General features: G+C 64.4%; 20 protein-coding genes and 1 pseudogene. 12 read left to right on the top strand and 9 right to left on the bottom strand.

The window, feature by feature from the left end; genetic code table 11:
- Positions 1 to 106: 106 nt before the first annotated feature.
- The 4 genes from glsA to AC5ZG1_RS14180 all read right to left on the bottom strand — a co-directional run bounded on the left by glsA (position 107) and on the right by AC5ZG1_RS14180 (position 5,629).
- A complete protein-coding gene (glsA, locus tag AC5ZG1_RS14195) occupies positions 107 to 1,960 on the bottom strand; it encodes a glutaminase A (RefSeq protein WP_496133221.1) in 1,854 nt (617 codons plus the stop codon).
- Positions 1,961 to 1,982: 22 nt separating this feature from the next.
- Positions 1,983 to 4,058, bottom strand: coding sequence for a TRAP transporter permease (locus AC5ZG1_RS14190; RefSeq protein ID WP_496133220.1), 2,076 nt, complete (start codon positions 4,056 to 4,058; stop codon positions 1,983 to 1,985).
- A gap of 47 nt (positions 4,059 to 4,105) precedes the next feature.
- Positions 4,106 to 5,251 carry a TAXI family TRAP transporter solute-binding subunit gene (locus AC5ZG1_RS14185; protein ID WP_496133219.1) on the bottom strand — a complete coding sequence of 382 codons (1,146 nt, stop codon included), beginning with the start codon at positions 5,249 to 5,251 and terminating at the stop codon, positions 4,106 to 4,108.
- 156 nt (positions 5,252 to 5,407) lie between these two features.
- The gene (locus tag AC5ZG1_RS14180; protein WP_028164618.1) at positions 5,408 to 5,629 is read right to left on the bottom strand and encodes an acyl-CoA carboxylase biotin carboxyl carrier protein subunit; all 222 of its coding nucleotides are present in this window, start codon (positions 5,627 to 5,629) and stop codon (positions 5,408 to 5,410) included.
- Positions 5,630 to 5,762: 133 nt separating this feature from the next.
- Between AC5ZG1_RS14180 and AC5ZG1_RS14175 the strand changes: the two genes are divergently transcribed.
- Positions 5,763 to 6,737 carry an IclR family transcriptional regulator gene (locus AC5ZG1_RS14175; RefSeq protein ID WP_496133218.1) on the top strand — a complete coding sequence of 325 codons (975 nt, stop codon included), beginning with the start codon at positions 5,763 to 5,765 and terminating at the stop codon, positions 6,735 to 6,737.
- Entirely contained in the window at positions 6,667 to 8,226 is a 1,560-nt protein-coding gene (locus tag AC5ZG1_RS14170; RefSeq protein WP_496133217.1) for an acyl-CoA carboxylase subunit beta, read from the top strand. The genes AC5ZG1_RS14175 and AC5ZG1_RS14170 overlap by 71 nt, the downstream gene beginning before the upstream one ends.
- Before the next feature lie 152 nt (positions 8,227 to 8,378).
- Here the strand turns inward: AC5ZG1_RS14170 and AC5ZG1_RS14165 are convergent, their stop codons facing one another.
- Entirely contained in the window at positions 8,379 to 9,551 is a 1,173-nt protein-coding gene (locus AC5ZG1_RS14165; RefSeq protein WP_496133216.1) for a patatin-like phospholipase family protein, read from the bottom strand.
- A gap of 163 nt (positions 9,552 to 9,714) precedes the next feature.
- Here AC5ZG1_RS14165 and AC5ZG1_RS14160 point away from each other — a divergent pair, with 163 nt between their 5' ends.
- The 3 genes from AC5ZG1_RS14160 (at position 9,715) to AC5ZG1_RS14150 (ending at position 13,006) form a co-directional block, all read left to right on the top strand.
- On the top strand, positions 9,715 to 10,494 hold the full coding sequence (locus AC5ZG1_RS14160; RefSeq protein WP_496133215.1) for an acetoacetate decarboxylase: 780 nt from the start codon (positions 9,715 to 9,717) through the stop codon (positions 10,492 to 10,494).
- A 132-nt stretch (positions 10,495 to 10,626) separates the two neighbouring features.
- Positions 10,627 to 11,646, top strand: a complete 1,020-nt coding sequence (locus AC5ZG1_RS14155; protein WP_496133214.1) for a transporter — start codon at positions 10,627 to 10,629, stop codon at positions 11,644 to 11,646.
- A gap of 19 nt (positions 11,647 to 11,665) precedes the next feature.
- Positions 11,666 to 13,006: a carbohydrate porin gene (locus AC5ZG1_RS14150; protein WP_496133213.1), complete on the top strand. Its 1,341-nt coding sequence runs from the start codon at positions 11,666 to 11,668 to the stop codon at positions 13,004 to 13,006.
- A gap of 132 nt (positions 13,007 to 13,138) precedes the next feature.
- Here AC5ZG1_RS14150 and AC5ZG1_RS14145 read toward each other — a convergent pair whose 3' ends face one another.
- The 3 genes from AC5ZG1_RS14145 to AC5ZG1_RS14135 form a co-directional block, all read right to left on the bottom strand.
- Entirely contained in the window at positions 13,139 to 14,431 is a 1,293-nt protein-coding gene (locus tag AC5ZG1_RS14145; protein ID WP_456641775.1) for an MFS transporter, read from the bottom strand.
- Between the two features lie 113 nt (positions 14,432 to 14,544).
- Positions 14,545 to 15,741 (bottom strand): acetyl-CoA C-acyltransferase, encoded by a 1,197-nt coding sequence (locus tag AC5ZG1_RS14140; protein WP_496133212.1) that lies wholly within the window; start codon positions 15,739 to 15,741, stop codon positions 14,545 to 14,547.
- Between the two features lie 209 nt (positions 15,742 to 15,950).
- A complete protein-coding gene (locus AC5ZG1_RS14135) occupies positions 15,951 to 16,721 on the bottom strand; it encodes an enoyl-CoA hydratase (RefSeq protein ID WP_456641774.1) in 771 nt (256 codons plus the stop codon).
- A 144-nt stretch (positions 16,722 to 16,865) separates the two neighbouring features.
- Between AC5ZG1_RS14135 and AC5ZG1_RS14130 the strand changes: the two genes are divergently transcribed.
- Both AC5ZG1_RS14130 and AC5ZG1_RS14125 read left to right on the top strand, forming a co-directional pair.
- A complete protein-coding gene (locus AC5ZG1_RS14130) occupies positions 16,866 to 17,402 on the top strand; it encodes a PaaI family thioesterase (RefSeq protein WP_028164628.1) in 537 nt (178 codons plus the stop codon).
- A 60-nt stretch (positions 17,403 to 17,462) separates the two neighbouring features.
- Complete coding sequence (locus AC5ZG1_RS14125) at positions 17,463 to 18,077, top strand: TetR/AcrR family transcriptional regulator (RefSeq protein WP_496133211.1); 615 nt, start codon at positions 17,463 to 17,465, stop codon at positions 18,075 to 18,077.
- A gap of 115 nt (positions 18,078 to 18,192) precedes the next feature.
- Here the strand turns inward: AC5ZG1_RS14125 and AC5ZG1_RS14120 are convergent, their stop codons facing one another.
- On the bottom strand, positions 18,193 to 19,155 hold the full coding sequence (locus AC5ZG1_RS14120; RefSeq protein ID WP_051396802.1) for a LysR family transcriptional regulator: 963 nt from the start codon (positions 19,153 to 19,155) through the stop codon (positions 18,193 to 18,195).
- Positions 19,156 to 19,330: 175 nt separating this feature from the next.
- On the opposite strand from AC5ZG1_RS14120, the gene AC5ZG1_RS14115 reads away from it, so the two are divergent.
- From AC5ZG1_RS14115 to AC5ZG1_RS14095, 5 genes and pseudogenes are all read left to right on the top strand, one after another.
- Positions 19,331 to 20,827 (top strand): CoA-acylating methylmalonate-semialdehyde dehydrogenase, encoded by a 1,497-nt coding sequence (locus AC5ZG1_RS14115; RefSeq protein WP_028164629.1) that lies wholly within the window; start codon positions 19,331 to 19,333, stop codon positions 20,825 to 20,827.
- A gap of 119 nt (positions 20,828 to 20,946) precedes the next feature.
- The gene (locus AC5ZG1_RS14110; protein ID WP_496133210.1) at positions 20,947 to 22,092 is read left to right on the top strand and encodes an isobutyryl-CoA dehydrogenase; all 1,146 of its coding nucleotides are present in this window, start codon (positions 20,947 to 20,949) and stop codon (positions 22,090 to 22,092) included.
- On the top strand, positions 22,089 to 23,165 hold the full coding sequence (locus AC5ZG1_RS14105; RefSeq protein WP_496133209.1) for an enoyl-CoA hydratase/isomerase family protein: 1,077 nt from the start codon (positions 22,089 to 22,091) through the stop codon (positions 23,163 to 23,165). The genes AC5ZG1_RS14110 and AC5ZG1_RS14105 overlap by 4 nt, the downstream gene beginning before the upstream one ends.
- A 10-nt stretch (positions 23,166 to 23,175) precedes the next feature.
- A pseudogene (gene mmsB / locus AC5ZG1_RS14100) lies at positions 23,176 to 24,078 on the top strand (3-hydroxyisobutyrate dehydrogenase); the annotation flags it as partial.
- A 51-nt stretch (positions 24,079 to 24,129) separates the two neighbouring features.
- Positions 24,130 to 25,863, top strand: coding sequence for an AMP-binding protein (locus AC5ZG1_RS14095; RefSeq protein WP_496133208.1), 1,734 nt, complete (start codon positions 24,130 to 24,132; stop codon positions 25,861 to 25,863).

Raw genomic sequence — 25,863 nt, 5'->3', positions numbered from 1 at the left:
AATACAGCTATCACCATCTTCGCGGAAGCGGCCCCTCACCCTAACCCTCTCCCCGCGAAGAGCGGGAGAGGGAACTGGGAAGGCCCGCGCGCGGGGAGAAGGGACTCTACGTCGCCGTCAGCAGATCGACCTTCGCGTTTGCGACGATCAGCCGGTCGGCGAGCAGTTGCGCGAGGTTGCGCATGATCCGCTCGCCGGCGCGCGGATGCTGCTTGCGGAACCGTTCGAAGTCGCGCAGCGGGATTTCCCAGGCGGTCGCGGCCTGGTCCGCCAGCACGTCGGCGGAACGGATGGGCTCGATCAGCGCCATCTCGCTGAACGCCATGCCGGCGGTGAGCGTCGCCAGGCGGACGCCGTCGGGCAGGGTGACGTGCACGACACCGCTGCGCAGGAAGAACAGCGAGCCAGCGGGATCGCCGGCGGAGATGATCTTCTCGCCGGAGCGGTAGGTGTGGGTCGAAGCGAGCGACGCGAGGTCGGTCAGCTCTTCCGCGCTCAATCCGGCCAGCAGCGGCTGCTCGGACAATTCCGTGGTCTCGAAGAAATCGATCGAGCCGCCATAGCGGTAGACGATCTGGTCCTCCGCCCATTCGATTGCGGTATCGAGCAGGTAGAAGTCCCTGATGTTGCCGAGCTTGGCCGTCCACTCGCGCAGCGTCTTCCATTCCGTCGATGAGCGTTTGATTCCGGACAGGATCACGGTGACGCCGAGCGCGGCCAGTTCCTCGAAGGCCTCCGCCACCAGCCGCGCGCCGGCACGGGTGGTGGAGGTGACGCGGTGCAGGTCGAACACGACGAATTGCGGCCGCCGCTCCGAGGCCATCCGCCGCGACACGTAATCGACAGCGGAGAGCGACAGCGTGCCGACCAATTCTATGATCCGCACCTCCTCGTGATGCGCCGCGAGGATGTCGCGCTCATGCGGGCGGCGGACGCGGCGCGACGGGCTCTTGCCGATATTGTAATCGGCGATGATGCTGGTGCGCGCATCGTCGCTGCGGTTGAGCATATGCAGGTCGTAATGCGAGGACAGCGCTTCGCACACCTTGATGCCGCGCACGCTGTTGCCGTGCTTGTCGAGCTTGGGCGAATAGCTGCCGAGCCCGAGTCGGGCGGGCAGCGCGGCCAGAATGCCGCCGCCGACGCCGCTCTTGGCGGGGATGCCGACGCGATAGATCCATTCGCCGGCGAAATCGTACATGCCCGACGAGGTCATCACCGAGAGCGTGCGCGAGATCGCATACGGCGTCATCACCTGCTTGCCGGTCACCGGATTGATGCCGCGATTGGCAAGCGTTGCCGCCATGATCGCGATATCGCGCGCGGTCACCAGCACCGCGCATTGCCGGAAATAGACATCCAGCACGGAGGCGACGTTGTCCTTGATCACCGCATTGGTGCGCAGGAGATAGCCGATCGCCCGATTGCGGTCCCCGGTCGTGCTTTCGGAAAGATAGACGGCCTCGTCGAGCGCGAGCTCGCGCCCGGCGAAGCGGCCGAGCGCCTGCCGGATATAGTCGAAGGCGGCATCGCCCTTGGCCTCATGGATCAGCCCGGTGCAGGCGATGGCGCCGGCATTGACCATCGGGTTGAAGGGATGGTTCTCCGCATTCAGCCGGATCGAGTTGAAAGGATCGCCCGACGGCTCGACGCCGATCGCGCTTTCCACCCGCGCCGCCCCCAGCGTGTCCAGCGCCAGCGCGAACACGAAGGGTTTGGACATCGACTGGATGGTGAAGGGCACCTTGCTGTCGCCGACCTCGTAGACGTGACCGTCGAGGGTGGCGAGGCTGATGCCGAAATGGGCAGGGTCGGCCTTGCCGAGCTCGGGGATGTAATCGGCGACGGCGCCACCGGTCTCGGCGGCGAACTCGTCGCGGCATGACTGCAGGAACCGCAGCAGAGGCGGTCTTGAGCGGGTCCAGGCGGTGGCGCTGGAAGGAGGCGGCTCGGGTTTCATCGCCTCCTGTTGTGCAACGCAATCAGGGGGCGCGCAACTGGTTCGGTATGAGCGCCTGCCGCCGGACCAGCAGCAGCGCGATCAGGACCGTCGGCACCAGGATGCTAAGCCCGAGCAGCGTCACCTGCATCTGCGACAACGGGTTGATGCCGCCGCCGGGTGTCGCTACCACGAAGCCGCCGATCACGAGCAGCACCCGCAGCGGCCACTCCAGCGCGCCCGCGCGGCTGAGGTCGCCGACAAAGGCCTGATAGCCCTGGATGCCGCCGCAGATGAACAGCGTGCCGAAACCGGCAAGCGCCATCAGGCCGAGGCCGGCGAGATAGGGGGAAGGTCCCTGCAGCACCAGCGCCGGGTTCAGCACGAAGAAGAACGGGATGAAATAGATGATGCTGCCGACCCACATCGATTCCCACCCGGTTTTCATCGCCGGCGATCCGGCGATGCCGGCTGCGGCGAACGAAGCGATCGCGACCGGTGGGGTGATCGACGACAGCATGCCCCAGTAGAAGATGAACATGTGCACCGCCATCCGGTTCAGTCCGAGCTTCTCCAGCGCCGGCGCCACCAGGATGGCGAGGAAGATGTAACAGGCCGTGGTGGTCAGCCCGAGCCCCAGGATCAGGCTGGTGAGGGCGCACATCGCCAGCAGCAGGAAGGCGTTGTCGCCGGCAAGCGTCAGCAGGTCGTTGGCGAGGCTGGAGACCACGCCGGTCATCGAGAATGCGCCGATCAGCAGCCCGCAGCCGGCGAGAATGCCAACCAGCTCGACAAAGGTGCGGCCATTGACCTCGAGGAATTTTGCGATCGTGGCCCAGGTCCAGCGCGTGTCCTTGGAGAAGAATTGGTTCAACACCAGCAGCAGCGCAGTGGCGTAGAACGGGGCGTGGCTCTCGCGCTTGAAGTAGAGCAGCATCACGATCAGCAGCGCGATGACGAACACGTAGTACCAGCCCGACTTGAGGGTATCGATCACCCGCGGCAGCTCGGCCCGCGGAATGCCCCTCAGGCCATGACGCGCCGCATAGGAGTCCACCTGCACGAACAGGCCGATATAATAGAGCGCGGCGGGAATGATCGCGGCGACCGCGACCTCGGCGTAGCTGATGTTCAGGAACTGCGCGATCACGAAGGCGGTGGCGCCCATCACCGGCGGCGCCAGCACCGCGCCGGTCGAGGCGCAGGCCTCGATGGCGCCGGCATAGGAGGCGCGGAAGCCGCTGCGCTTCATCACCGGGATGGTCATGGTGCCGGCAGTGAGCACGTTGGAGATGATCGAGCCGGACATCATGCCGAGCAGTCCGCTCGCGAAGATGCAGACCTTCGCCGCCCCGCCGCGGAACGTGCCGCACAGCGCAAAGGCGATGTTGATGAAGAATTTTCCGGCACCCGTCATCATCAGTGCGGTGCCGAACACGAGGAAGCCGATTACGGTATCGGCAAAGGCCTGGATCGGAATCCCAAGCAGGCTCTCGCCCGAGAGCACATGATAGGCGGTGGCCTGGTCGAAGGTGAGTTCGGAGCCGCGAAACGGCCCGAGCCATTTGGCCTCGGCAAACAGCGGATAGACTGTGAAGGGGAACACGCTGAGCAAGAGGCTCCAGCCGCCGGTGCGGCGCAGGGCCTCCATCAGCATCGCCCACATCACGACGCCTGCAATCAGGACGTTCCGCGGTGCGCCGTCGGATTCCCAGCCGTACTGCGCGGCCTTGCGGATGTTGAGCATCAGCCAGATCGCCGCAGCAAACGTCAGCACGAACAGGAGAAGGTCGTACCAGGGAATCCGGTCGAGCGGCGCGGTCCCCGTTCCCGGAAAGATCAGGAACGTGAACGGCAGCATCAGCGCGATCAGCAGATAGAAATATTCGGTGTTGAGCTGGGTGTAGCCGATCAGGAAGCGCAGCGAAAATTGCTGGTTGATACAGAGCAGGATGGTGGCCGCGGTCGCGACCACCAGCGCCCAGCGCCAGCCGCCGCGCAGGCTGCGCACGCGCGTGACCTCGGCTTCCTGCATGTTGCCGGCGCCGGCATGGGGATCTTCGAACTCGATCCTCTTCGGCGGCGCGGCCACGGCGCTATCGAGCGGAGAAGCTGACATCAGGAGATCCCCACAATGGCGTTAGCTTGCAATGGAAGCTGGTGGCTTTATTCAAAGCCGTTCGACATGTTGGTCTTGGCAAGCGCTGCCGCGCGCGCTTTCATCCAGCCTTCCAGGAACGCCTTCTCGTCCGCGGGCGGATTGGACTTGCCATATTCCGTCCAGGCGGCGGTGAGCACGTCCTGGCGCTTGAACAGCGCGTTGTTGTGGGCCTCCTGCTGGTCGGTCCATTGGCCCGCTTCCTTCAGCGCCTTCACGGCGCCGGGATGCACGGGCACGACCCAGTTCTTGGTCTGCCTGTCGGCGGCAAGCCCGCTCGCGCCCGGAGCGGAATCCTTGTAGGCGTCGTAGTTGACGATCATCGCCTTGGTGATGGCGTAGACCTGGTCCGCCGGCACTGACGCATAGGCGACGAAGATCGGGTAGGGATAGGTGCCGAGTTCGATCGGCTTGTCCGGCGAGATGCCGGCGCCGCAGGTCGCGCGATGCGGGAAGAAGAACGAGCCGACCTTCTGCACCCGTTCCCATCCGGCTTTGTCATTGGTGGGAAGCGGTGGCCAGATCAGCCCGCGCGGAGAGGTCTCGGCTTCCTTCGCGGGTCCTGTGATGGTGGTGCCGAAGGCAGCGTCGGTGTCGTTGTTGATCAGGCCCTTCCACATCGCGCCGTAGCTTGCGAATTCGACGGCCTTGACGTCGCTCTGTTTGAGACCGCCGAAGGCGAGGATGGCGAGCGAGTTCTGGTTCAGCGCGGGCGAGCCGACCACGAAGCCGACGCGCTTGCCCTTGAGGTCCTTGATATCCTTGACACCGATATCGGCGGCGACGCCGAGCGAGCCGGCATTGCAGTCGACCGTGGACAACAGGAGTTGCAGTGGCTGCGGTCCCCATTCCTTGGCGCCGAACTCGAATACGCCTTCCTGCGCGAAATAGGTGCCGGAACCCATCGCCGACATCAGCGCGCGCTTGGCGCGGAGCGGCGCCAGCCGCGCCACGTCGTTGCCCGCAGGCAGCACGCGGAGGTCGGTGCCGTATTTGTCCTTCATCATCTTGCCGACACCGACCGCGATATTGAATCCCGCGGTGCCCGTGTCGTAGGCGGTCACCCCCATCGTCGGCGGCAGCTTGATATCTTCGGCGAGCGAAGGCCCTGATGCGAGTAGGGTGACGCCGAGCGCGAGCAGACGACGGATCATGATTCCTCCCTGATGTTTCGCTACGCGAAACTTGTTGTTTGCGAGGATCATTGCATCGCATCGCGATGATGGCAACGGCGCACCGTTGGCGCGCACTACCACCATCGTTGCATCACCGGACAGATTGTCGCGGATCGAGCCTTGAATGTGTGCGCGTCAGGTCTCGACGATGGCGACCGCCTGTCCTTCGGCGATCACGTCGTCGACGCTGACGAGGATCGACTTGACCGTGCCCGACGCGGTCGACGTCACCGGAATCTCCATCTTCATCGCCTCAACCAGCGCGACCTCGTCGCCATCTGCGATGCTGGCACCGGCCTCAACGGGTATTGCGCATACACGGCCGGCCACTTCGGTGATGATCTTGATATCTGGCATTCCACGCTCCCCATCCGTTTCGCGAAACGCATAGCGCTCTGCGAACGGCTTTTGTTGTGGCCGCACATTGCCTGAGGTAGCTTGTTCTGCAAGTGGAATTTTATTCCGTGTGGCGGAATGGAGCCTATAACAAATGGGAAGACGCTCAGAGCGGCTTAGCCGGCAAGGAATGCTCGCCAGCGATCTCGCAGGCGAGGGCGACGTGATCCAGGTCGTGTCGCGCGCGTTTGATGTCCTCAGATGTTTCGAAGGACACGAAGCGCGGCTCGGTAATCTTGAAATATCGAATCGTTGCGGCCTGCCGCGATCGACGGTGTCGCGGCTCACGCACACGCTGACGCGGATGGGCCAGCTCGTCTATCTGCCGCGGGACCAGAAATATCGGATAGGTCCTAGCGCGGTGGCGATGAGCACCGCGATGATGAAGGGCCTGCAGCTCCGCAACCTGATCCGTCAGCGTCTGCAGGACGTCGCCGAGCAATTGCCCGGCACCGTCGGCTTCGTCATCCCCGATCGGTTCCAGCTCGTCTATCTCGAATACGCGCGCTCGGCGAACGCTCTCGGCCTGCACGAGGTCACCGGCAGCCGGATCTCGATGGCGACCACCGCTGCGGGCCACGCCTATACGGCCGCGCTCGAGCCCGAGGTCGGCGATGCCCTGATCGCGGAGATGGAGCGCGAGATTCCCGAAGGCGCGAAGCTGCTCAAGCCGCGCATCGAGGGCAATCGTCGCCTCTTGCGCGAGCACGGCTATGTCGTCGCCTGCGGCCTCTGGAGCCCGCACATCAACGGCGTCGCGGTGCCGCTATGGTCGCCGCAATACCAGACCTATGTCGTGACCACGATCGGCCTGTTGTCGGCGATGTATGACGAGAAGCGGCTGCACAAGGAGGTCGGGCCGCAAATGGTGCAGCTCGGCGCCGCGCTCGCCAGCCTGCTCGAAGGCGCCGACGCCAGCATCTTCAATAACCGGCTCGAGCGAAAACCTGTTCCGGCAGCCGTGAACCATAACAAGATCGTAAAAGCGGAGGAAAGGAATGAACTGGAAGCCGGAACTCGACGAACTCGCCCGGCGCGAAGCGTTCGCGCGGGAGATGGGAGGCGTTGAGAAGGTCAAACGACAGCGCGATCAAGGCCGGCTCACCGTTCGCGAGCGCATCGACAAGATCGTCGATCAGAAATCCTTTCACGAGATCGGCGCCATATCCGGCATCGCCGAATATGACGAGAACAACGAGCTCAAGCAGCTGACGCCCGCGAACTGCGTGTTCGGCCGCGCCAAGGTGGACGGCCGTCCGGTGGTCGTGGTCGGCGACGATTTCACCGTGCGCGGCGGCTCGGCCGATGCGTCGATCTCCGCAAAGCCGCTGATGGCGGAGGAGATGGCGCACGATTTCAGGTTGCCGATCATCCGCATGATCGAAGGCTCCGGCGGCGGCGGCTCGGTCAAGACGATCGAGACGCGCGGCGCGGCCAACCTGCCCGGCGGCGTCGGCGGCACGCGCTGGTACTGGTACACGACCGCGAACCTCGCGCGCGTGCCGGTCGTCGGTCTCGGGCTCGGCTCGGTCGCAGGCCTTGGCGCGGCGCGACTTGCGGCCACGCATTATTCGGTGATGACGAAGAACTCCGCGATGTTCGTTGCGGGCCCGCCGGTGGTGAAGCGGCTCGGGCAGGACCTGACCAAGCAGGAACTCGGCGGCGCCGACATCCAGACCCGCGCCGGTGCGATCGATCAGGCAGTCGAGACCGAGGAGGAGGCGTTCGAGTGCGCGCGGCGCTTCCTCTCGTATCTGCCGCAATCGGTGTTCGAGCTGCCGCCGACCATTCCCTGCACCGACGATCCTGAACGATCAGAGGAATCGCTGACGAAGGCGGTGCCGCGCAATCGCCGGCAGGTCTACAAGATGCGCCCGATCATCGACGCTGTCGTCGACAAGGGCTCGTTCTTCGAGGTGAGCGCCAATTTCGGCAAGCCGATCATTGTCGGCCTGGCGCGGCTCGAGGGCAGGGCGGTGCTGCTGCTGGCGAGCGATCCCTTCCACTATGGCGGCTCGTGGACCGCGGAAGCCTGCCAGAAGGTGGTCCGCTGGGTCGATTTCGCCGAGACCTTCCATCTGCCGGTGGTCTACCTGATGGACTGCCCCGGCTTCATGATCGGGCTGGAGGCAGAGAAGAGCGCGACCATCCGCCATGGCGTGCGCGCGATGGCGGCGGTCAACCAGAGCACCGTTCCCTGGTGCACGATCATCGTGCGCAACGCCTTCGGCGTCGCCGGCGTTGTGCACCAGCCGGCGAACCGCTTCTCGATGCGCTACGCCTGGCCGTCGGCCTATTGGGGCTCGCTGCCGCTGGAGGGCGGCATCGAGGCCGCCTACCGTGCCGACATCGAGGCCGCGCCCGATCCGGCGGCAAAGCTGAAGGAGATCGAGGACCGTCTGAACAAGCTGCGCTCGCCATTCCGCTCGGCCGAAAAGTTCTGGGTGGAGGAGGTGATCGACCCCCGCAGGACGCGCTCGCTGCTGTGCGAATTCGCGCGTTTGGCTGAGCCGATCCGGACCGCGGGGCCGCCGAGCAGCATGTCGACAAGGCCGTAGTTGCTGCCTGACCCTCATGGTGAGGAGCGCGTAGCGCGTCTCGAACCATGAGGCCCCGATCTCACCCGCGGCCCATCCTTCGAGACGCCTGATGCGCAGGCTCCTCAGGATGAGGGGGGGGAATGCGTGGCGCCTGCGTCCTTTCGGCAGTCCTACGCCTCGCTCTCGCGGTGCACGTCGTGGACCACGATGCCCATGCCGGCGTCGGGCATCTTGATCCAGTCGCGCCGCATCAGCGTACGCTTGGTGTCCTCATGCCCGCTCATCCAGTGCTCGCGCATCGAGGTGCCCGAGAATTCGTGATCCTTGGCGTGGCCTTCATAGGCCTTCTGCTGATAGATCAGTTGCAGGATCGCGATGCTCGGCAGGGCGCTGTTGGAATCGCGGAGCTGGCGCTCTTCCTCCGATAGCTGCTCGTTCGGAATCTTCGACAGCGCCTTATAGAGGCGGGCGCGGAGATTGTGGGTCTTGCGATACATATCGGTGTTGTAGCGCGTGCGCGAGGAATACATGATGTCCTTGTGGCGGGCCATTACGTCGTGGATGTCGCGGGGCAGCACGCCGCGGGCCGAGAACAGGTCGACCTGGAATACCAGTGAATTGAGGCTGTCGACCTGATCGAGCAGATGCTGCAGCGGCGTGTTGGAGACGATGCCGCCATCCCAGAAATGGTCGGTGCCCACCTTTACCATCGGCAGCGCCGGGGGCAACGCGCCGCTCGCCATGATGTGCTCGGGAATGATCTCGTCATGCGCGTTATCGAAATAGATGAAATTGCCCGACAGCACGTTCACCGCGCCGACGGCAAAGCGCATCCTCTTGGAGTTGATGCGCTCGAAATCGACCAGCTCGAGCAGCGACTCGCGTAGCTGCGCCGTATCGTAATAGCTCGTGGCGGTCCTGGCGCCGGCTGGGCTGAACCATGGACTGGTGGTGTGGGGCGCGAAGAAGCCGGGCTGGCCCAGCACCGTCGTCATGAACGAGGAGGTGAAGTTGCGGGCCTTGCGGAAGATGTCGCCGTCCGGCGTGTAGTGCCAGATCTTGCGGCTGGTGATGCGGTCCCAGAATGTGTGCAGTCGCTCAAGCCGCCGCTCCGGCGGATTGCCGGCGATGATTGCCGAGTTGATCGCGCCGATCGAGACGCCGCAGATCCAGTCCGGCTCGATACCTGCTTCGTGCAGCGCCTGATAGACGCCGGCCTGGTAGGCGCCGAGCGCACCACCGCCTTGCAGCACCAGCGCGACACGGTCGCAGCGCTCCGGCCGCCAGCCGCGATGGGAGGTTGCAGTTTCTTGTTCGTCGAAATGTGGGCTACGCGCATCCATGTCCTTGCACTCCCTGCGCGCCAACGATTCCGTGTGCCCGTGACGCGCTGATGACAGCCGCCAAGGGGACATTCGGGTCACGCGGCTGAAGGAAATCCCTCATATCAATGTCAATGTCCGTCGCTAGCGTTCGGGCCATTAATTGCAAAACAGGGGATTTGCGATGCGCAGGGAAGAACTATTGCGGCTTCCGTCAATGCCTGCCGCGGGCCCGAGCTATCCCGCAGGACCCTACCGCTTCGTCAATCGCGAATTCCTGGTCATCACCTACGAGACCGATCCCGCGCTGATCCGTGCCGGGCTGCCTGAGCCGCTCGAGCCGATTGATCAGCCGATCGTGCACTACGAATGGATCAAGATGCCTGATAGTTCCGGCTTCGGCAGCTATACCGAGTCCGGTCTGGTGATCCCGGCGCGCTTGCACGGCGAAGAGGTCAATTTTGTTTCGCAGATGTACCTCGACGATGATCCGCCGATTGCGGCGGGCCGGGAGATCTGGGGCTTTCCGAAGAAATACGCCCATCCCAAGCTCGAGATCGTCAAGGACACGCTGACCGGCACGCTCGAATACGCCGGCCAGCTCGTCGCCATGGGCACCATGGGCTACAAGCATGAGAGCATGGCGGGCAATGGCGACATCACCCGCGCGACGCTGTCGAAGACGCAAGTTAATCTGAAGATGATCCCGGGGGTCGATGGCCGTCTCGAAGTCTGCCAGCTCGTCGCGATCAACCTGACCGACATCAACGTCAAGGGCTCATGGATCGGTCCCGGCCGGCTGCATCTGGTACCGCACGTCAATGCGCCGGTTGCGGATTTTCCGGTGCGGCGCGTGGTCGGCGCGCATCATTTCCTCGCCGATCTGACGCTGCCCTTCGGCCGCGTCGTGCACGATTACGACAAGGAAGCCGAGCTGGCCGCAACGGGTCTCGCGGCGGAGTAGACTGCGACATCAAACTGTAACAGAAGCGTAATTCAATCGTCGCGTGCCGGCGTGTGGGGAAGGTGCCCCGCACTGATATGTGCTGGCTTGCGCAGGGGTTGACGATGTCTCGCGTTGAGCTTCGGGCTGGTCATGTCGGCTGAACCAGCGAAAATTGTCAGCGTGCCGGCGGACGCCACTCCGGTGATCCCCGGCCTGGTGTGGGCGTTCCGTCTGCATGGCGACGGCACCGCTGAATCCTTGCCCATCGAAGCGCCGATCGAGTTCAGCCATGATGGCAGGCTCTGGCTGCATTTCAATCTGGCGGATGGTCGCAGCCGGCAATGGCTTGGCGGCCTGCAGTTTCCGATGCTGGCGCGCGATCTCTTGCTGTCGCATGACAATTTCCAGCAGCTCCACATCATCGACAACTGCGTCTATGGCGTGTTCTCCGATCTCGTGCGCGAGATCGACTCCCCAACGGAGGAAACCGGCTTCCTTCGCTTCGCGATGACCGAGCGTCTCCTGATCAGCGGCCGCCATCAGGCGCTGTGCGCGGTGGATGCCACGCGCCGCGTGCTCGAAGGCGGCCATCGTGTCGCGACGGTCGCGGCGCTGCTTGAGAAGATCATCGACGAGGTCGCCGACACCATGGACCGGATGGCCGACAAGATCGCCACCGAGATCGACGGCATCGAGGAACGGGTGCTGTCCGGCGAGACCAAGTCGGAGATGCGGGCCGGGCTCGGCCGGTTGCGGCGAACCTGTCTGCGGCTGCATCGTCAGCTTGCCGGCTTGCGTGTCCTGTTCCACCGGCTCGAGCAGAAGAGCCCCGAAAATCTCAGCCCGGCGCTAAGGCTGCATGCCGCAAAGCTCGCACAGCGGCTCGACGGTCTCGACCACGATATCACCGAGCTGCGCGAACGCAGCCGGCTGCTGGAGGAAGAGCTTCGCTTCAAGCTGGAGGAGGAGAGCAACCGGCATCTGCACGCGCTCTCTGTCGTGACCATGATGCTGCTGCCGCCGACGCTGGTTACCGGCATCTTCGGCATGAACACCAAGGGACTGCCGCTCACCGACGTCGACAGCGGCTTCCTGTGGGCCGCGGTGCTGTTGATCGCCGCCTCAGGCCTTGCCTATCTGATCATGCGTCGCCTGGGCATCGTCAAATAACGGGCTGCGGTATCATTGCATGTACCGAGTGCTCATCCGCGCGGTCACGGCATTCGCGGCGATCACTGCCCTTGCCCTCGCAGCCGCCCGCGCGGCAGATCAGCCCGACGGCGGCGACAAGGACCTGCGCGACAGGCTGGCCGATGCCGGCTACCAGTTCAGCCTGACCTATATCGGCGAGGGGCTCGCCAACGTCTCCGGCGGCACGCGTACCGGCGCGATCTATACCGGGCGTCTCGATCTCGGCACCACCATCGACCTTGAAAAGGTGATGGGCTGGACCGGCGCCACCTTCCACGCCAACGTGTTCCAGATCCATGGCGATGGCCTGTCGCGCAGCTATATCGGCAATCTGATGCTGGTCTCCGGCGTCGAGGCCTTGCCCTCGACGCGGCTCTATGAGCTCTGGATCGAGCAGCAACTGCTTGGCGGCAAGCTCGCCGTCCGCGTCGGCCAACAGGCCTCCGATGTCGAATTCATCGATAGCCAGTACGACGATATTTTCATCAACTCCGCGCTGGGCTGGCCCGGCATCACAGGCATCAACCTGCCGGCCGGCGGGCCGTCGCCGCCGCTTGCCGTGCCTGGTATTCGCATCAAGGCGGCGCTCTCGGACCGGATCACGGCCTATCTCGCACTGTTCGACGGCAGCGCGGCGTCGCCGGACGCGGACGACGCGCAGATCGCCAATGCCAACGGCCTTCTGTTCCGCGTCAACGATCCGTCGTGGTGGATCGGACAGCTCAAATACAAGTTCGAGATCGGCGAGAGCCGGCTGCCGGCGACGATCACCGGCGGTGGCTGGTATCACATGATGTCGTTTCCCGATCAGCGCTTTTCGGGTGACGGCCTGTCGCTCGCCGATCCGAATAGCTCGGGCAATCCGGCGTGGTGGCGCCGAAACCAGGGATTGTTCATGGTCTACGAGCAGCAATTGGCGCGCGCCGCATCGGGTTCGGACAAGGGCGTCGCATTCTTCATGCGGGCCTCGGTGAGCCCGTCCGATCGCAACCTGGTCAACGCCTATGTCGACGGAGGCTTCCTGTTCACCGGCTTCAGCGACGCCCATCCGAACGACAGGTTCGGCGTCGCTGCAACCTATGCCAGAATCTCCGACCGCGCCCGCGCTCTCGATCGCGACATCCAGTTCTTCACCGGAACGCCATACCCGATCCGCGACTACGAGGCGATCTTCGAGGTCACCTATCAGCATGAGGTCAGGCCCGGCTTCTATCTGCAGCCGGTGCTTCAATATATTGCGCATCCGGGCGGCGGCGCGGTCGATCCCTACGATCCCACGCAGACGCATCGCATCAAGGATGGTGTAATGGTCGGTGTACGTACGACCATCGCGTATTAGCTGCGTGATGAGTGACGACGTTACTCTGGAGGCGCGCCGCGACTTGTAGGGTGGGCAAAGCGGAGCGTGCCCACCACCCGCGTTCGGTGCAAGGAAAAGTGGGCACGCTGCGCTTTGCCCACCCCACGGGATCTAAGCGGCTGCCGCGACCGCTTTCAGCGCCGGCCGCCTGATCGCCAGCGCGATCGATGCAGCGACGAGGCAGAGCGCGCCGGCAATGAAGAAGGCGGGCAGGTAGCTTGCGTAGACCGTCCGCGACAGGCCGGCGCCAAAGGCGGCGGCACCGGCGCCGAGCTGATGTCCGGCAAAGATCCAGCCGAATACGAGATTGGCGCGCTCAACACCGAAGTTCTGCGCGGTCAGGCGCACGGTGGGCGGCACGGTAGCGATCCAGTCGAGCCCGTAGAACATCGCAAACAGCGACAGGCCGTAGAATGAGAAATCGGTGAACGGCAGGAAGATAAGCGACAGCCCGCGCAGGCCGTAATACCAGAACAGAAGCCAGCGGTTGTCATAGCGGTCCGACAGCCAGCCCGAGACGATGGTGCCGAAGAAATCGAAAATGCCCATCGCGGCGAGCAGGCTCGCAGCCTGCACCTGCGGAATGCCGAAATCGAGACACATCGGGATCAAGTGCACCTGGACCAGGCCATTGGTGGAGGCGCCGCAGATGAAGAAGGTCGCGAACAGGATCCAGAATACCGGCGACTTCGACGCGTCGCGCAGCGTGCCGAGCGCGACCGCCATGATCGGCGTGTTGCTCGGCGGCGGCGCGGGGAGTGGCTCCTTGCCGGTGTCGCCGAACGGGCGGAGGCCGACGTCGCTCGGCCGGTCGCGCATGACGAGCAGCACCAGGAAGGCGGACAGGCCGAGCACGACGCAGACCAGCGACAGCGCGATCCGCCAGCCGAAGCGCTCAGTGAGGGTTGCGATCAAGGGCAGAAAGACGAGTTGGCCGGTTGCGACACTCGCGGTCATGATGCCGATGACGAGGCCGCGCTGCGCGACGAACCAGCGCGCAGCGATCGTCGCGCCCAGCACCAGCGCCGTCATGCCGGTGCCGATTCCGATCACGACTCCCCACAGCAGCACCAACTGCCAGACCTGTGTCATCGCGAGCGAGGCAAGCAGGCCGGAAACCACGATGAGTTGGGCCACCAGGGTCACATTGCGCAAGCCGTAGCGATTCATCAGCGCCGCGGCAAAGGGCGCCATCAGACCGAACAGGATGAAACGGATCGAGAGCGCGGAGGAGATCTCCGCTGTGCTCCATCCGAACTCCTGCTGCAGCGGCACGATGAAGACGCCGGGCGCGCCGACGGTGCCGGCGGCAATTAGCGCGGCGAGGAAGGTGACGCCGACCATCACCCAGCCGTAATGGACATTGCGGCGGCCAAGGGCGGCCGCCAGCCAGTTCGAGATCATGCAGCCTCGGAAAATTCTAACTGGAAGGTTAGCTCGTCAGGCAGATACTGCCGCGAGGGAGGCATGACGTAAATGCCATACTTCCCTCGTTTCAGGACATTAGGGGGCGAAGGCTAATGCGCGACCCGCTCGACCGCGATCGCGGTAGCTTCGCCGCCGCCGATGCAGAGCGCGGCGACACCGCGCTTCAGGTTCTGCGCTTCCAGTGCATGCAGCAGCGTCACGATCAGCCGCGCGCCGGTGGCGCCGATCGGATGACCCAGCGCGCAGGCGCCGCCATTGATGTTGAGTTTTTCGCGGGGGATTGCGAGGTCGCGCTGCGCGGCCATTGCTACCACCGCGAACGCCTCGTTGATCTCGAACAGATCAACGTCGCCGACGCTCCAGCCGACTTTGTCGAGCAGTTTGCGGATCGCCGGGATCGGCGCCGTGGTGAACCATTGCGGCTCCTGGCTGTGGGTGGCATGGCCCTTGATCTCGGCCAGTACCGGCAGGCCGTCGCGATCGGCCAGCGAGCGCTTGGCGAGGATCAGCGCCGCGGCTCCGTCGGCATTGGCGGAGGAGGCGGCCGGCGTGATGGTGCCGTTGGCGCGGAATGCCGGCTTCAATCCGGGGATCTTGGCGGGATCCACTTTGAGCGGATGCTCGTCATTGGCGATCACGCGCGGGCCTGCCTTCTCCGTGATCGTGATCGACGCGATCTCGGCCTTGAACGCGCCGCCCTCGACCGCGTTGCGCGCCCGCGTGAGCGTCTCCATCGCGTAAGTGTCCTGGTCCTTGCGTGTGAACTGATAGGCCTCCGCGGTCGCCTCGCCGAAATCGCCCATCGAGCGTCCGGTCTCGTAGGCGTCCTCAAGTCCGTCCATCATCATGTGGTCGATGATGCGGTCATGGCCGGCGCGATAGCCGCCGCGCGCCTTGGCAAGCAGATACGGCGCGTTGCTCATGCTCTCCATGCCGCCGGACACCACGATCTCGGCCGAGCCGGCCTTGATGATGTCGTGCCCGAGCATGGTCGCCTTCATGCCGGAGCCGCAGACCTTGTTGACCGTGGTCGCCCCGGTTGCGTCGGGCAGTTTGGCGCCGCGCGCGGCCTGGCGGGCCGGCGCCTGGCCCTGGCCGGCCGGCAGCACATTGCCCATGAACACTTCATCGACGCGTTCAGGCGCGAGCTTTGCCCGCTCCAGCGCCGCACCGATCACATGGGAACCGAGCTTGTGCGCGCTGAACGGCGACAATTCGCCCATGAAACGGCCGAGCGGCGTACGGGCGGCGGAAAGGATAACGACGGGATCGGAGGCATTGGCCATGGCGGGCTCCCTGGAGGATTCTTTGGTCACATGATGGTAATCATATGATGCGCCGCAAAAATTGCAACGCCCGCCGGCATGAGAAATTGTCGTGCTTCATCCCCACCGCTGTCATCATCCGCGAAGGCGGATGATCCAGTAACCACAGAACGTCGTTTGGCGGGTACTGGATGCCCCGCCTTCACGGGGCATGACGGCGCGCTTTGCGGCTACCGCTTTCGCCCCAGAAACCCCTGCATCAGCCGCTGCGGCTCGCCGGTGAGGAACGATTTCCCGAACACGCCGACGCTCAGATTGACCGACTCCGTCAGCGGCAGTTCTTCCCATTGCCGCAGCAAATTCTTCTGGATGCGCAGCGCTTCGGGGCCGCATTCGAGCAGCGCCGCCACGGTGCGTTCGACCTCGGCGTCAAGCTCGCCTTGTTTCGCGACCTTGTCGACGAGGCCCCAGGCGAGCGCGGTGGGTGCGTCGATGTTCTCGGCGGTCATCACCAGCCAGCGCGCGCGGCTCCAGCCGATCAGGCGCGGCAGCAGCGCCGCATGGATCACCGAGGGGATGCCGACGCGCACCTCGGGCATGCCGAATTTGGCGTCATGCGCCGCGATCCGGAAATCGCAGGCTGCGGCCACTTCCAGCCCGCCGCCGAGACACCAGCCCGGCATTCGCGCGATGACCGGCGCCGGGAATCGGCGGACGGCCTCGCAGAGGTCGCGCAGTCGCGTAATGAAGATTTCCGCCGACTTCTGCTCGAGCTTGGCCATCTCCTTGATATCGGCCCCGCCGATCATGCTCTTCTCGCTCTGGCCGGCCAGGATCACCGCGCGAATATCGCGGTCATCGGCAAGCTTCTCGAACCCTTCGCGGACGCCATCGGTGACGGCCGAGCTCAGGATGTTCAGCGAGCCGGCGTTGCAGACGGTGAGGCGGACCACGCCGCGGGAATCGCGGTCGACGCCGCAATGGGGGTTGAGCATTTCCATGGCATCATCTCGGGCAGGGGAACATCCGGCCACTTCCCGGACAATGGCGGCGCTTGTCAAGCCGTCGCGCAACCGGTGTTGCGACGCAGCAGCGCGTGCAATAGAATGATGATTATCATCTAACGTCACTTGAAAGGAGTTGCCATGACCTTCGCCGATACTGTCGATCTGCTCTCGCCAACATCCCGCCGCGAGCGGGTGGTGCATTGGCAGGCGCCTGGGCCGATCGCGAAGGTCGCTGCCGCGATGACGGGGATGGAAGCGATGTGCGGGATCCGCGACGGCATCCTGCCGCCGCCGCCGTTCGCCAAACTGATCGGTTTCCGGATGGCTGTCGTCGAGCCCAGCCGGATCGTGATGGAACTCGATCCCGAGGAGAGCCTCGAGAACACCATCGGGCTCCTGCACGGCGCGACCGCCGCGGCATTGCTCGATACTGCCATGGGTTGCGCGATCTCGACCATGCTCCCCGCCGGCCAGACCTCCGTCACGCTCGACCTGAAGCTCACTTATCTGCGACCGCTGTCGGTGCGTTCAGGCACGATCCGGGCAGAGGGCAAGGTGATCAAGCTCGGCCGCCAAAACAGCTACACCGAAGGTTTCGTCCGCGACGGCGCCGGCAATCTTGCAGTGCACTCTACCGCGACCTTCGCCATGATCGGTGGCGCGAATTTGAAATAGCTGCAGCTTTCTTTACATCTTGATGCTATTATATGACCGGAAACATCCAATGAGACCCCCATGCGTTATTCGAAAGAGCACAAGGCGGAGACCCACGAGCGGATCGTGAAGCAGGCCTCGGTCAGACTGCGCGAACGCGGCGCCCATGGCATCGGCGTCGCCGATCTGATGAAGGAAGTCGGCCTGACTCATGGCGGCTTCTACGCCCATTTCGATTCCCGCGAGGCGCTGGTGATCGAGGCGTTCGGCTACGCCATGGACCGCGGCAACGAGCGTTGGCGCAAGATCGTTGAGGAGACGCCGCCGGAGAAGCGGCTGGCAACCATCGTCGATTCCTATCTGACGACGACGCACCGCGACGATCCCGGCCGCGGCTGCGCGGTTCCTTCGCTCGGCGCCGAGATCGCCCGCGAAAGCCCGAAGACCCGCAAGGCCTTCGCCGCCAAGCTGGAACGCATGATCGACATGATAGCCGACCAGATTCCGGACGTATCGCCGAAGGCCGCACGCAAGCAGGCGATGGCAACGCTTGCGACCATGATGGGAACCGTCGTGATGGCCCGCATCGCCGGCAATGGCGAGTTCTCCGACGAGATCCTCGCTTCGGGCCGCGAAGCCGTATTGTCTCGTGCCGCCAAGCCGGCGGCCAAGAAGCCGCGCGCCAAGGCGCATTGAAGCTTCCGCTGCGCCAACCTGGGTCGTCCCGGGCTTGACCCGGGACCCATAACCACAGGACTTGATGAGGCGCGAGGCTATAACGGCTTGCTCGCACCACAACACGTCCCTTTGGTTATGGGTCCCGGCTTTCGCCGGGACGACACCGTGTTGTCATGGCGGGCGCCTCGCTTCCGTTAAACAACGCCCGCTCATCCTCGACCGTCTCGTAGATGTAATCCGCCACCGCGCGGATGCGGGCGAGGTCCTTGCTGTCGGCATGCATCAGAAGCCAGAAGGTGCGTGATATCCGCACTTCCTCCGGCAGCACCGGTGACAATTCCGGATGCGCCGTCGCCATGAAATGCGGCAGCACGGCGATGCCGTAGCCGGCGATGGTCGCGTTGAGCTGCGCGATCAGATTGGCGCTGCGGAATTTGGCGGAAATCTTCGGCGAGACCTGCGGCAGGTAGTCGAGCTCGGGCGTGAACAAGAGTTCCTCGATGTAGCCGACGAAGCGATGCTGTTGCAGGTCAGCGCGCGAAGCGATGTCCGGCGCGCGCTCGAGATAGGCGGGCGCAGCGTAGAGGCCGAGGCTGTAGTCGAGCAGCTTGCGCCCGACGATGCGGCCTTCCTTCGGCATCGTCAGGCTGATCGCGATGTCAGCCTCGCGCTTCGACAGGCTGAACAATCGCGCCGTCGCCACCAGTTGCAGATCGACATCGGGATATCGATCGGTGAACTTCACCAGGCGCGAGGCTAGGAAGTGGCTGCCAAAACCGTCGGGCGCGCCGATCCGCACCGTCCCTGTCAAATGCGCGCGCGAGCCGCCGACCGCCTCCTGGTTGGCGACGATGGTCGATTCCATCGCCTCCGCGCTGTCGGCGACGCGCTGGCCGGCTTCGGTCAGGAGGTAGCCGGTCTTGCGGCGGTCGAACAACTTCGCCGAAAGGTGATGCTCCAGCCGGTCGACACGGCGGATCACCGTGGCATGATCCACGCCGAGTTGTTTTGCCGCAGCCGACACCGATCCGCCGCGCACGATGGCGAGCACGAAGCGAAAATCATCCCAGTCGATCGCGCCGCCTTGATCCAGCATTTCCGCACATCTATGGTGCAATTTATCGGACTTGAATCCCATAAAATGCGGGTCAATAGGGTTTGTAAAGCGATCTAGAGCGTTTTCGAGCGAAGTGGATACCGGTTCGCGTGAAGAAAACGTGTCGAAACTAAAGGTGCGGATCAGGCGTTCGGCCGGGACCAGGGAGGTTTTCATGCGTTCAATCGGACATTTCATCGGTGGCAAGGAGGTCAAGGGCACCTCGGGCCGGACGGCCGACGTCTTCGAGCCGATGACCGGCGATGTGCAGGCCAAGGTGGCGCTGGCCTCGAAGGCTGAGCTGCGCGCCGCGGTCGAGAATGCCAAGGCCGCGCAGCCCGAATGGGCGGCGACCAACCCGCAGCGGCGCGCCCGCGTGATGATGAAGTTCCTGGAACTGGTGCAGCGCGACTATGACAAGCTCGCCGAGCTCTTGGCGCGCGAGCACGGCAAGACCGTTCCCGATGCCAAGGGCGACATCCAGCGCGGTCTGGAAGTGGTCGAGTTCGCCTGCGGCATCCCGCATCTGATGAAGGGCGAATACACCGAAGGCGCCGGCCCGGGCATCGACATCTATTCGCTGCGCCAGCCGCTCGGGGTCGTTGCCGGCATTACGCCGTTCAATTTCCCGGCGATGATCCCGATGTGGAAGTTCGCGCCCGCGATCGCCTGCGGCAACGCGTTCATCCTGAAACCTTCGGAGCGCGATCCCGGCGTGCCGATGCGGCTTGCGGAACTGATGATCGAAGCCGGCCTGCCGCCGGGCATCCTCAATGTCGTCAACGGCGACAAGGAAGCGGTCGACGCCATCCTCGACGATCCCGATATCAAGGCGATCGGCTTCGTCGGCTCCTCGCCAATCGCGCAATATATCTACGAGCGCGCGGCGGCGACCGGCAAGCGCTGCCAGTGCTTCGGCGGCGCCAAGAACCACGCCATCGTGATGCCCGACGCCGACATGGACCAGGCGGTCGACGCGCTGATCGGCGCCGGCTACGGCTCGGCCGGTGAGCGCTGCATGGCCGTCTCGGTCGCCGTCCCCGTCGGCAAGACCACCGCCGACCGTCTGATGGAAAAGCTGATCCCGCGCGTGGAATCCTTAAAGATCGGCACCTCGATCGATCCGTCCGCCGATTACGGTCCGCTGGTGACGCGCGAGGCGGTCGAGAAGGTCAAGGGCTATATCGATATCGGCATCAAGGAAGGCGCAACGCTCGCGGTCGACGGCCGCGGCTTCAAGATGCAGGGCTATGAGAACGGCTTCTATCTCGGCGGCTCGCTGTTCGACAACGTCACCAAGGACATGCGGATCTACAAGGAAGAGATCTTCGGCCCCGTGCTGTCGGTGGTGCGCGCGCATGACTACAACGAAGCGCTGGCGCTGCCGTCCGACCACGACTACGGCAACGGGGTCGCCATCTTCACCCGCGACGGCGATGCGGCGCGCGATTTCGCCGCCAAGGTGAATGTCGGCATGGTCGGCATCAACGTGCCGATCCCGGTGCCGATCGCCTATTACACCTTCGGCGGCTGGAAGAAGTCCGGCTTCGGCGACCTCAACCAGCATGGTCCGGATTCGATCCGCTTCTACACCAAGACCAAGACGGTCACCTCGCGCTGGCCGTCGGGCGTCAAGGAAGGCGCGGAGTTCTCGATCCCGACGATGAAGTGACGGTGTAGCCTGGCCCGTCATTGCGAGCGCAGCGAAGCAATCCATGGCGCAGCAAGCGGAGGCGTGGATTGCTTCGTCGCTTCGCTCCTCGCAATGACGACAAGAATGAGCAGCCCACTATGCAGTTCGCTCTGAACGAGGACCAGGTCGCCATTCGTGACATGGCGCGGGCGTTTGCGGCGGAGAAGATCGCGCCGCATGCGCTGCGCTGGGACGAGGAGAAGCATTTTCCGGTCGACGTGATGCGGGAGGCGGCAGCCCTTGGCATGGGCGGCATCTACATCAAGGACGATGTCGGTGGCTCCGCGATGACGCGGTTCGACGCGGCGCTGATCTTCGAGGCGCTCGCGACCGGCTGTCCGACGACGTCGGCCTTCATCTCCATCCACAACATGGCGTCGTGGATGATCGATGCCTTCGGCAACGATACCCAGCGCCAGAAATGGCTGCCAAAGCTCTGCACGATGGAGCTGCTGGCGAGCTATTGCCTGACCGAGCCGGGCTCCGGCTCGGATGCCGCGGCGCTGCGCACCCGCGCGGTGCGCGACGGCGACCATTACGTGCTGAACGGCCAGAAGCAGTTCATCTCGGGCGCCGGCGGCGGCGATCTCTATGTCGTGATGGTCCGCACCGGCGGCGACGGCCCCGGCGGCATCTCGACATTGGTCATCCCCGCCGACACGCCGGGCCTCTCGCTCGGCGCCAACGAACGCAAGATGGGCTGGAATGCGCAGCCGACGCGCGCGGTGATCTTCGAGAACGCGCGCGTGCCGGTCGAGAACCGTTTGGGCGAAGAAGGCATCGGCTTCAAGATCGCGATGGCCGGCCTCGACGGCGGCCGGCTCAACATCGCGGCCTGCTCGCTCGGCGGCGCCCAGAGCGCGCTCGACAAGGCGCTCGCCTACATGAAGGACCGCAAGGCGTTCGGAAAGCGGCTCGAGGAATTCCAGGCGCTGCAGTTCCGCGTCGCCGACATGGCGACCGAACTCGAGGCAGCGCGCACCTTCCTGTGGCGCGCCGCCGCGGCGCTCGACCGTAGGGATCCCGAGGCGACCAAGCTCTGCGCGATGGCGAAGCGCTTCGGCACCGATGTCGGCTTCGAAGTCGCCAACCAGGCGCTGCAACTGCACGGCGGCTATGGTTATCTCAGCGAATATGGCGTCGAGAAAATCGTGCGCGATTTGCGCGTGCACCAGATCCTGGAAGGAACCAACGAGATCATGCGGCTGATCGTGGCGCGGAAGATGATCGAGGGAGCGCGATGACGGCTGCCGTGCAAGATGAAGGCGACCTGATCGTTCGCCGTGAAGGGGCGGCGGGCGTGATCCGGCTCAACCGTCCCAAGGCGATCAACGCCATGACGCTGGAGATGTCTGAAGGCATCGACGCGGCGCTGGACCGGTTCGAGTCCGATCCTACTGTTGCCGTGGTGCTGCTGGAAGGCGCCGGCGACCGCGGCCTCTGCGCCGGCGGCGACATCCGCGGGCTCTACGAGAGCTCCAAGGCGGGAGGCGATCTCGGCAAGCGGTTCTGGCGCCAGGAATACGTCATGAACGCCCGGATCGCGAAATATCCGAAGCCGTACGTGGCGTTCATGGATGGATTGGTGATGGGCGGCGGCGTCGGCCTGTCCGGCCACGCTTCGCACCGTGTCGTCACCGAGCGCACCAAGCTGGCGATGCCCGAAGTCGGTCTCGGCTTTTTTCCTGATGTCGGCGGCACCTGGCTGTTGTCGCGTTCGCCCGGCGAACTCGGTAGCTATTTTGGCCTGACCGGACAGACCATGAACGGGCCCGATGCGATCTATGCGAAGTTTGCAGACGCCGAGGTGCCGTCGTCGAAATTGCCTGAATTGCGCGAGGCGCTGACGAAAGTCCGCGCCGGCGTGACGCACGCCGAGATCAGGAAGCTGATCGACGGCTTTGCGACCGGCGAGACCTCAGATCCTGCTGCGGCGATGCAGCCCAGGATCGATGCCTGGTTCGCGCATGATCGCATGGAAGACATCATCGCATCGCTGCAGCAAGACGGCTCGGAATTCGCACTGTCGACCTTGAAGGTGCTGAACGAGAAGTCGCCGCGCGGCATGGTGGTGACGTTGAAGCTGTTGCGGCTGGCGCGGACATCGTCCTCGCTCGAGGAATGCCTGGTGCGGGAATATCGCGCCGCGCTCGCGGTGTTCGCTAGCGACGATTTCCGCGAGGGCGTGCGCGCCGCCGTGATCGACAAGGACCGCAATCCGAAATGGTCGCCGGCGCGGGTCGAGGATGTGACACCGGAAATGCTGGCGCCATACTTCGCCGAGATCGGCGCCGACGAGCTGACATTTAAACAATAGACGACAGGACGGGGAGGACATCCAGATGGCAACGATTGCATTCATTGGCCTTGGCAACATGGGCGGTCCGATGGCTGCCAACCTGGTGAAGGCCGGCCACAAGGTGGTGGCCTTCGACCTGGTGGCCGCGTCGCGCAATCAGGCTCAGAGCGATGGCGCCGCGATTGCTGAAAGCAGCGTCGCCGCGGTGAAGGGCGCTGACATCGTCATCACCATGCTGCCGGCCGGCAAGCATGTGCTGTCGGTGTGGAACGAGATCCTGCCCGCGGTGACCAAGGGTGCGCTTATCATCGACAGCTCGACCATCGATGTCGAAAGCGCGCGAGAGGCGCATGCGCTTGCGGCCAAGCACGGCGTTTTGTCGGTGGATGCGCCGGTCTCCGGCGGCACCGGCGGCGCCAAGGGAGCGACGCTCACCTTCATGTGCGGCGGCGAGGACGGGGCGTTCGCGGCGGCCAAGCCCGTGCTGGAGAACATGGGCAAGAAGATCGTGCATTGCGGCGGCGCCGGTGCAGGGCAGGCGGCCAAGATCTGCAACAACATGATCCTCGGCATTTCCATGATCGGCGTCGGCGAAGCCTTCGTGCTCGCGGAGAAGCTCGGGCTCTCGCATCAGGCGCTGTTCGACGTCGCCTCGACTTCGTCGGGCCAGTGCTGGGCGATCACGAGCTATTGCCCGGTGCCGGGCCCGGTTCCGACCTCACCGGCCAACAACGGCTACAAGCCCGGCTTCGCCGCGAACCTGATGGTGAAGGATCTGACGCTGGCGCAGGACGCCGCCAACACCGCCGGCGCGGTGACGCCGCTCGGCAAGCATGCGCAGGAGATCTATCAGGCGTTCGATGCAGCCGGTCACGGCGGGGTCGACTTTTCCGGAATTATCCAGCACGTTAGAGCACTCGCCGGAAAATAATGGTCGCTGGTTTCCCTTAGCGGCCGGATAAGGCGCGGAGGGAATGACCTGATGACCACCTTTCAGGAAGCGCGCGCGTTTCTGCTTCAGCACCGCACGGATTACGAGACCGCGGCATTGGGTTTTCGCTGGCCCGATCCGGTGCCCTTCAACTGGGCGCTGGACTGGTTCGATGCCGAGCTCGCGCAAAACCCTGACAGCCGCGACCGCGCGGCGCTGTGGATCGTCGATGCCGGCAGCGACCGCGAGACGAAACTGTCGTTCGCCACGCTGTCGCGCCGCTCCAATCAGGTCGCGAATTTCCTGCGCGCGCAAGGCTTGAGGCGCGGCGATCATTTGCTGCTTCTGCTCGGCAATGTCGTGCCGCTCTGGGAGACCATGCTGGCCGCGATGAAGCTCGGCGTCGTCGTGATTCCTGCAACCACGCTGCTGACGGCAGACGAATTGCGCGACCGGCTCGACCGCGGCAAGGCGAGGGCGGTGGTCGCAACGCAGGATCAGGTTGCGAAGTTCTCCGGCCTCGGCAGCGATAAACTCGTGCGCATCGTGGTCGGAGCGACATCGCAGCACGACGGCTGGCTGCCGTTCGAGCAGGCCGCGGATGCATCGGAAACCTTCACGCCCGATGGGCCGACCAAGGCCGACGACCCGATGCTGCTCTATTTCACGTCGGGAACCACGGCGAAGCCGAAGCTGGTGCGGCACAGCCAGCGCAGCTATCCGGTCGGTCATCTCTCGACCATGTACTGGATAGGCCTGCAGCCGGGCGACGTGCATCTCAACATCTCCTCGCCCGGCTGGGCCAAGCACGCCTGGAGCTGCTTTTTCGCGCCTTGGAATGCTGGCGCCACCGTGTTCGTGGTCAACCAGCCGCGCTTTGACGCCAAGTCACTGCTGTCAACGATCGGCCGCTGCGGCGTCACCACGCTGTGCGCGCCGCCGACGGTGTGGCGCCTGTTCATCCAGGAGAAGCTGTCGACCTTCAAGGTGTCGCTCCGCGAGGTCTGCGGCGCCGGCGAACCGCTCAACCCGGAAGTGATCGATCAGGTGCAGGCGGCATGGGGCCTGACCATTCGCGACGGCTATGGCCAGACCGAGACCACTGCGCTGGCCGGCAACTCGCCGGGCCAGAAGGTCAAGATCGGCTCGATGGGCCGGCCGCTGCCCGGCTATCGCGTCGCGATTACCGATCTCGACGGCAATCCGACCCGGGAGGGCGAGGTCACGCTGGTACTCGGTGCCGACAGGCCCGCTGGTCTGATGCAGGGCTATCAGGGCGATGACGGCAAGCTCTCCGGAGCCGACGGCGCGATCTATCGCAGCGGCGACGTCGTGTTCAGCGATGAGGACGGGTATTTGACCTTCGTCGGCCGCACCGACGACGTGTTCAAATCATCCGATTACCGCATCAGCCCGTTCGAACTGGAAAGCGTCCTGCTCGAGCATGAGGCGGTCGCGGAAGCTGCTGTCGTGCCGAGCCCCGATCCGATCCGTCTCGCAATCCCGAAGGCCTATGTGCTGCTGGTCTCGGGCGTCGAGCGCACGCCGGAAACGGCGTTGTCGATCTTTGGGCATCTGCACACCCGCCTGGCGCCGTTCAAGCGCATCCGCAAGATCGAGCTTGTCACCGAGCTGCCCAAGACCATCTCCGGAAAGATCCGCCGGGTGCAGTTGCGTCGGCTCGAACATGAGGATAATCGCGAGGACAGTTTGCGCGGCGTTGAGTTCCGCGAGGAAGAATTCCCGGAGCTGCAGAAGGTCCGCGCGACTGGATCGGAGAATTAG

It is taken from the genome of Bradyrhizobium sp. Leo78 (assembly GCF_059512425.1).
This window is presented reverse-complemented; position numbering and strand designations above follow the sequence as displayed.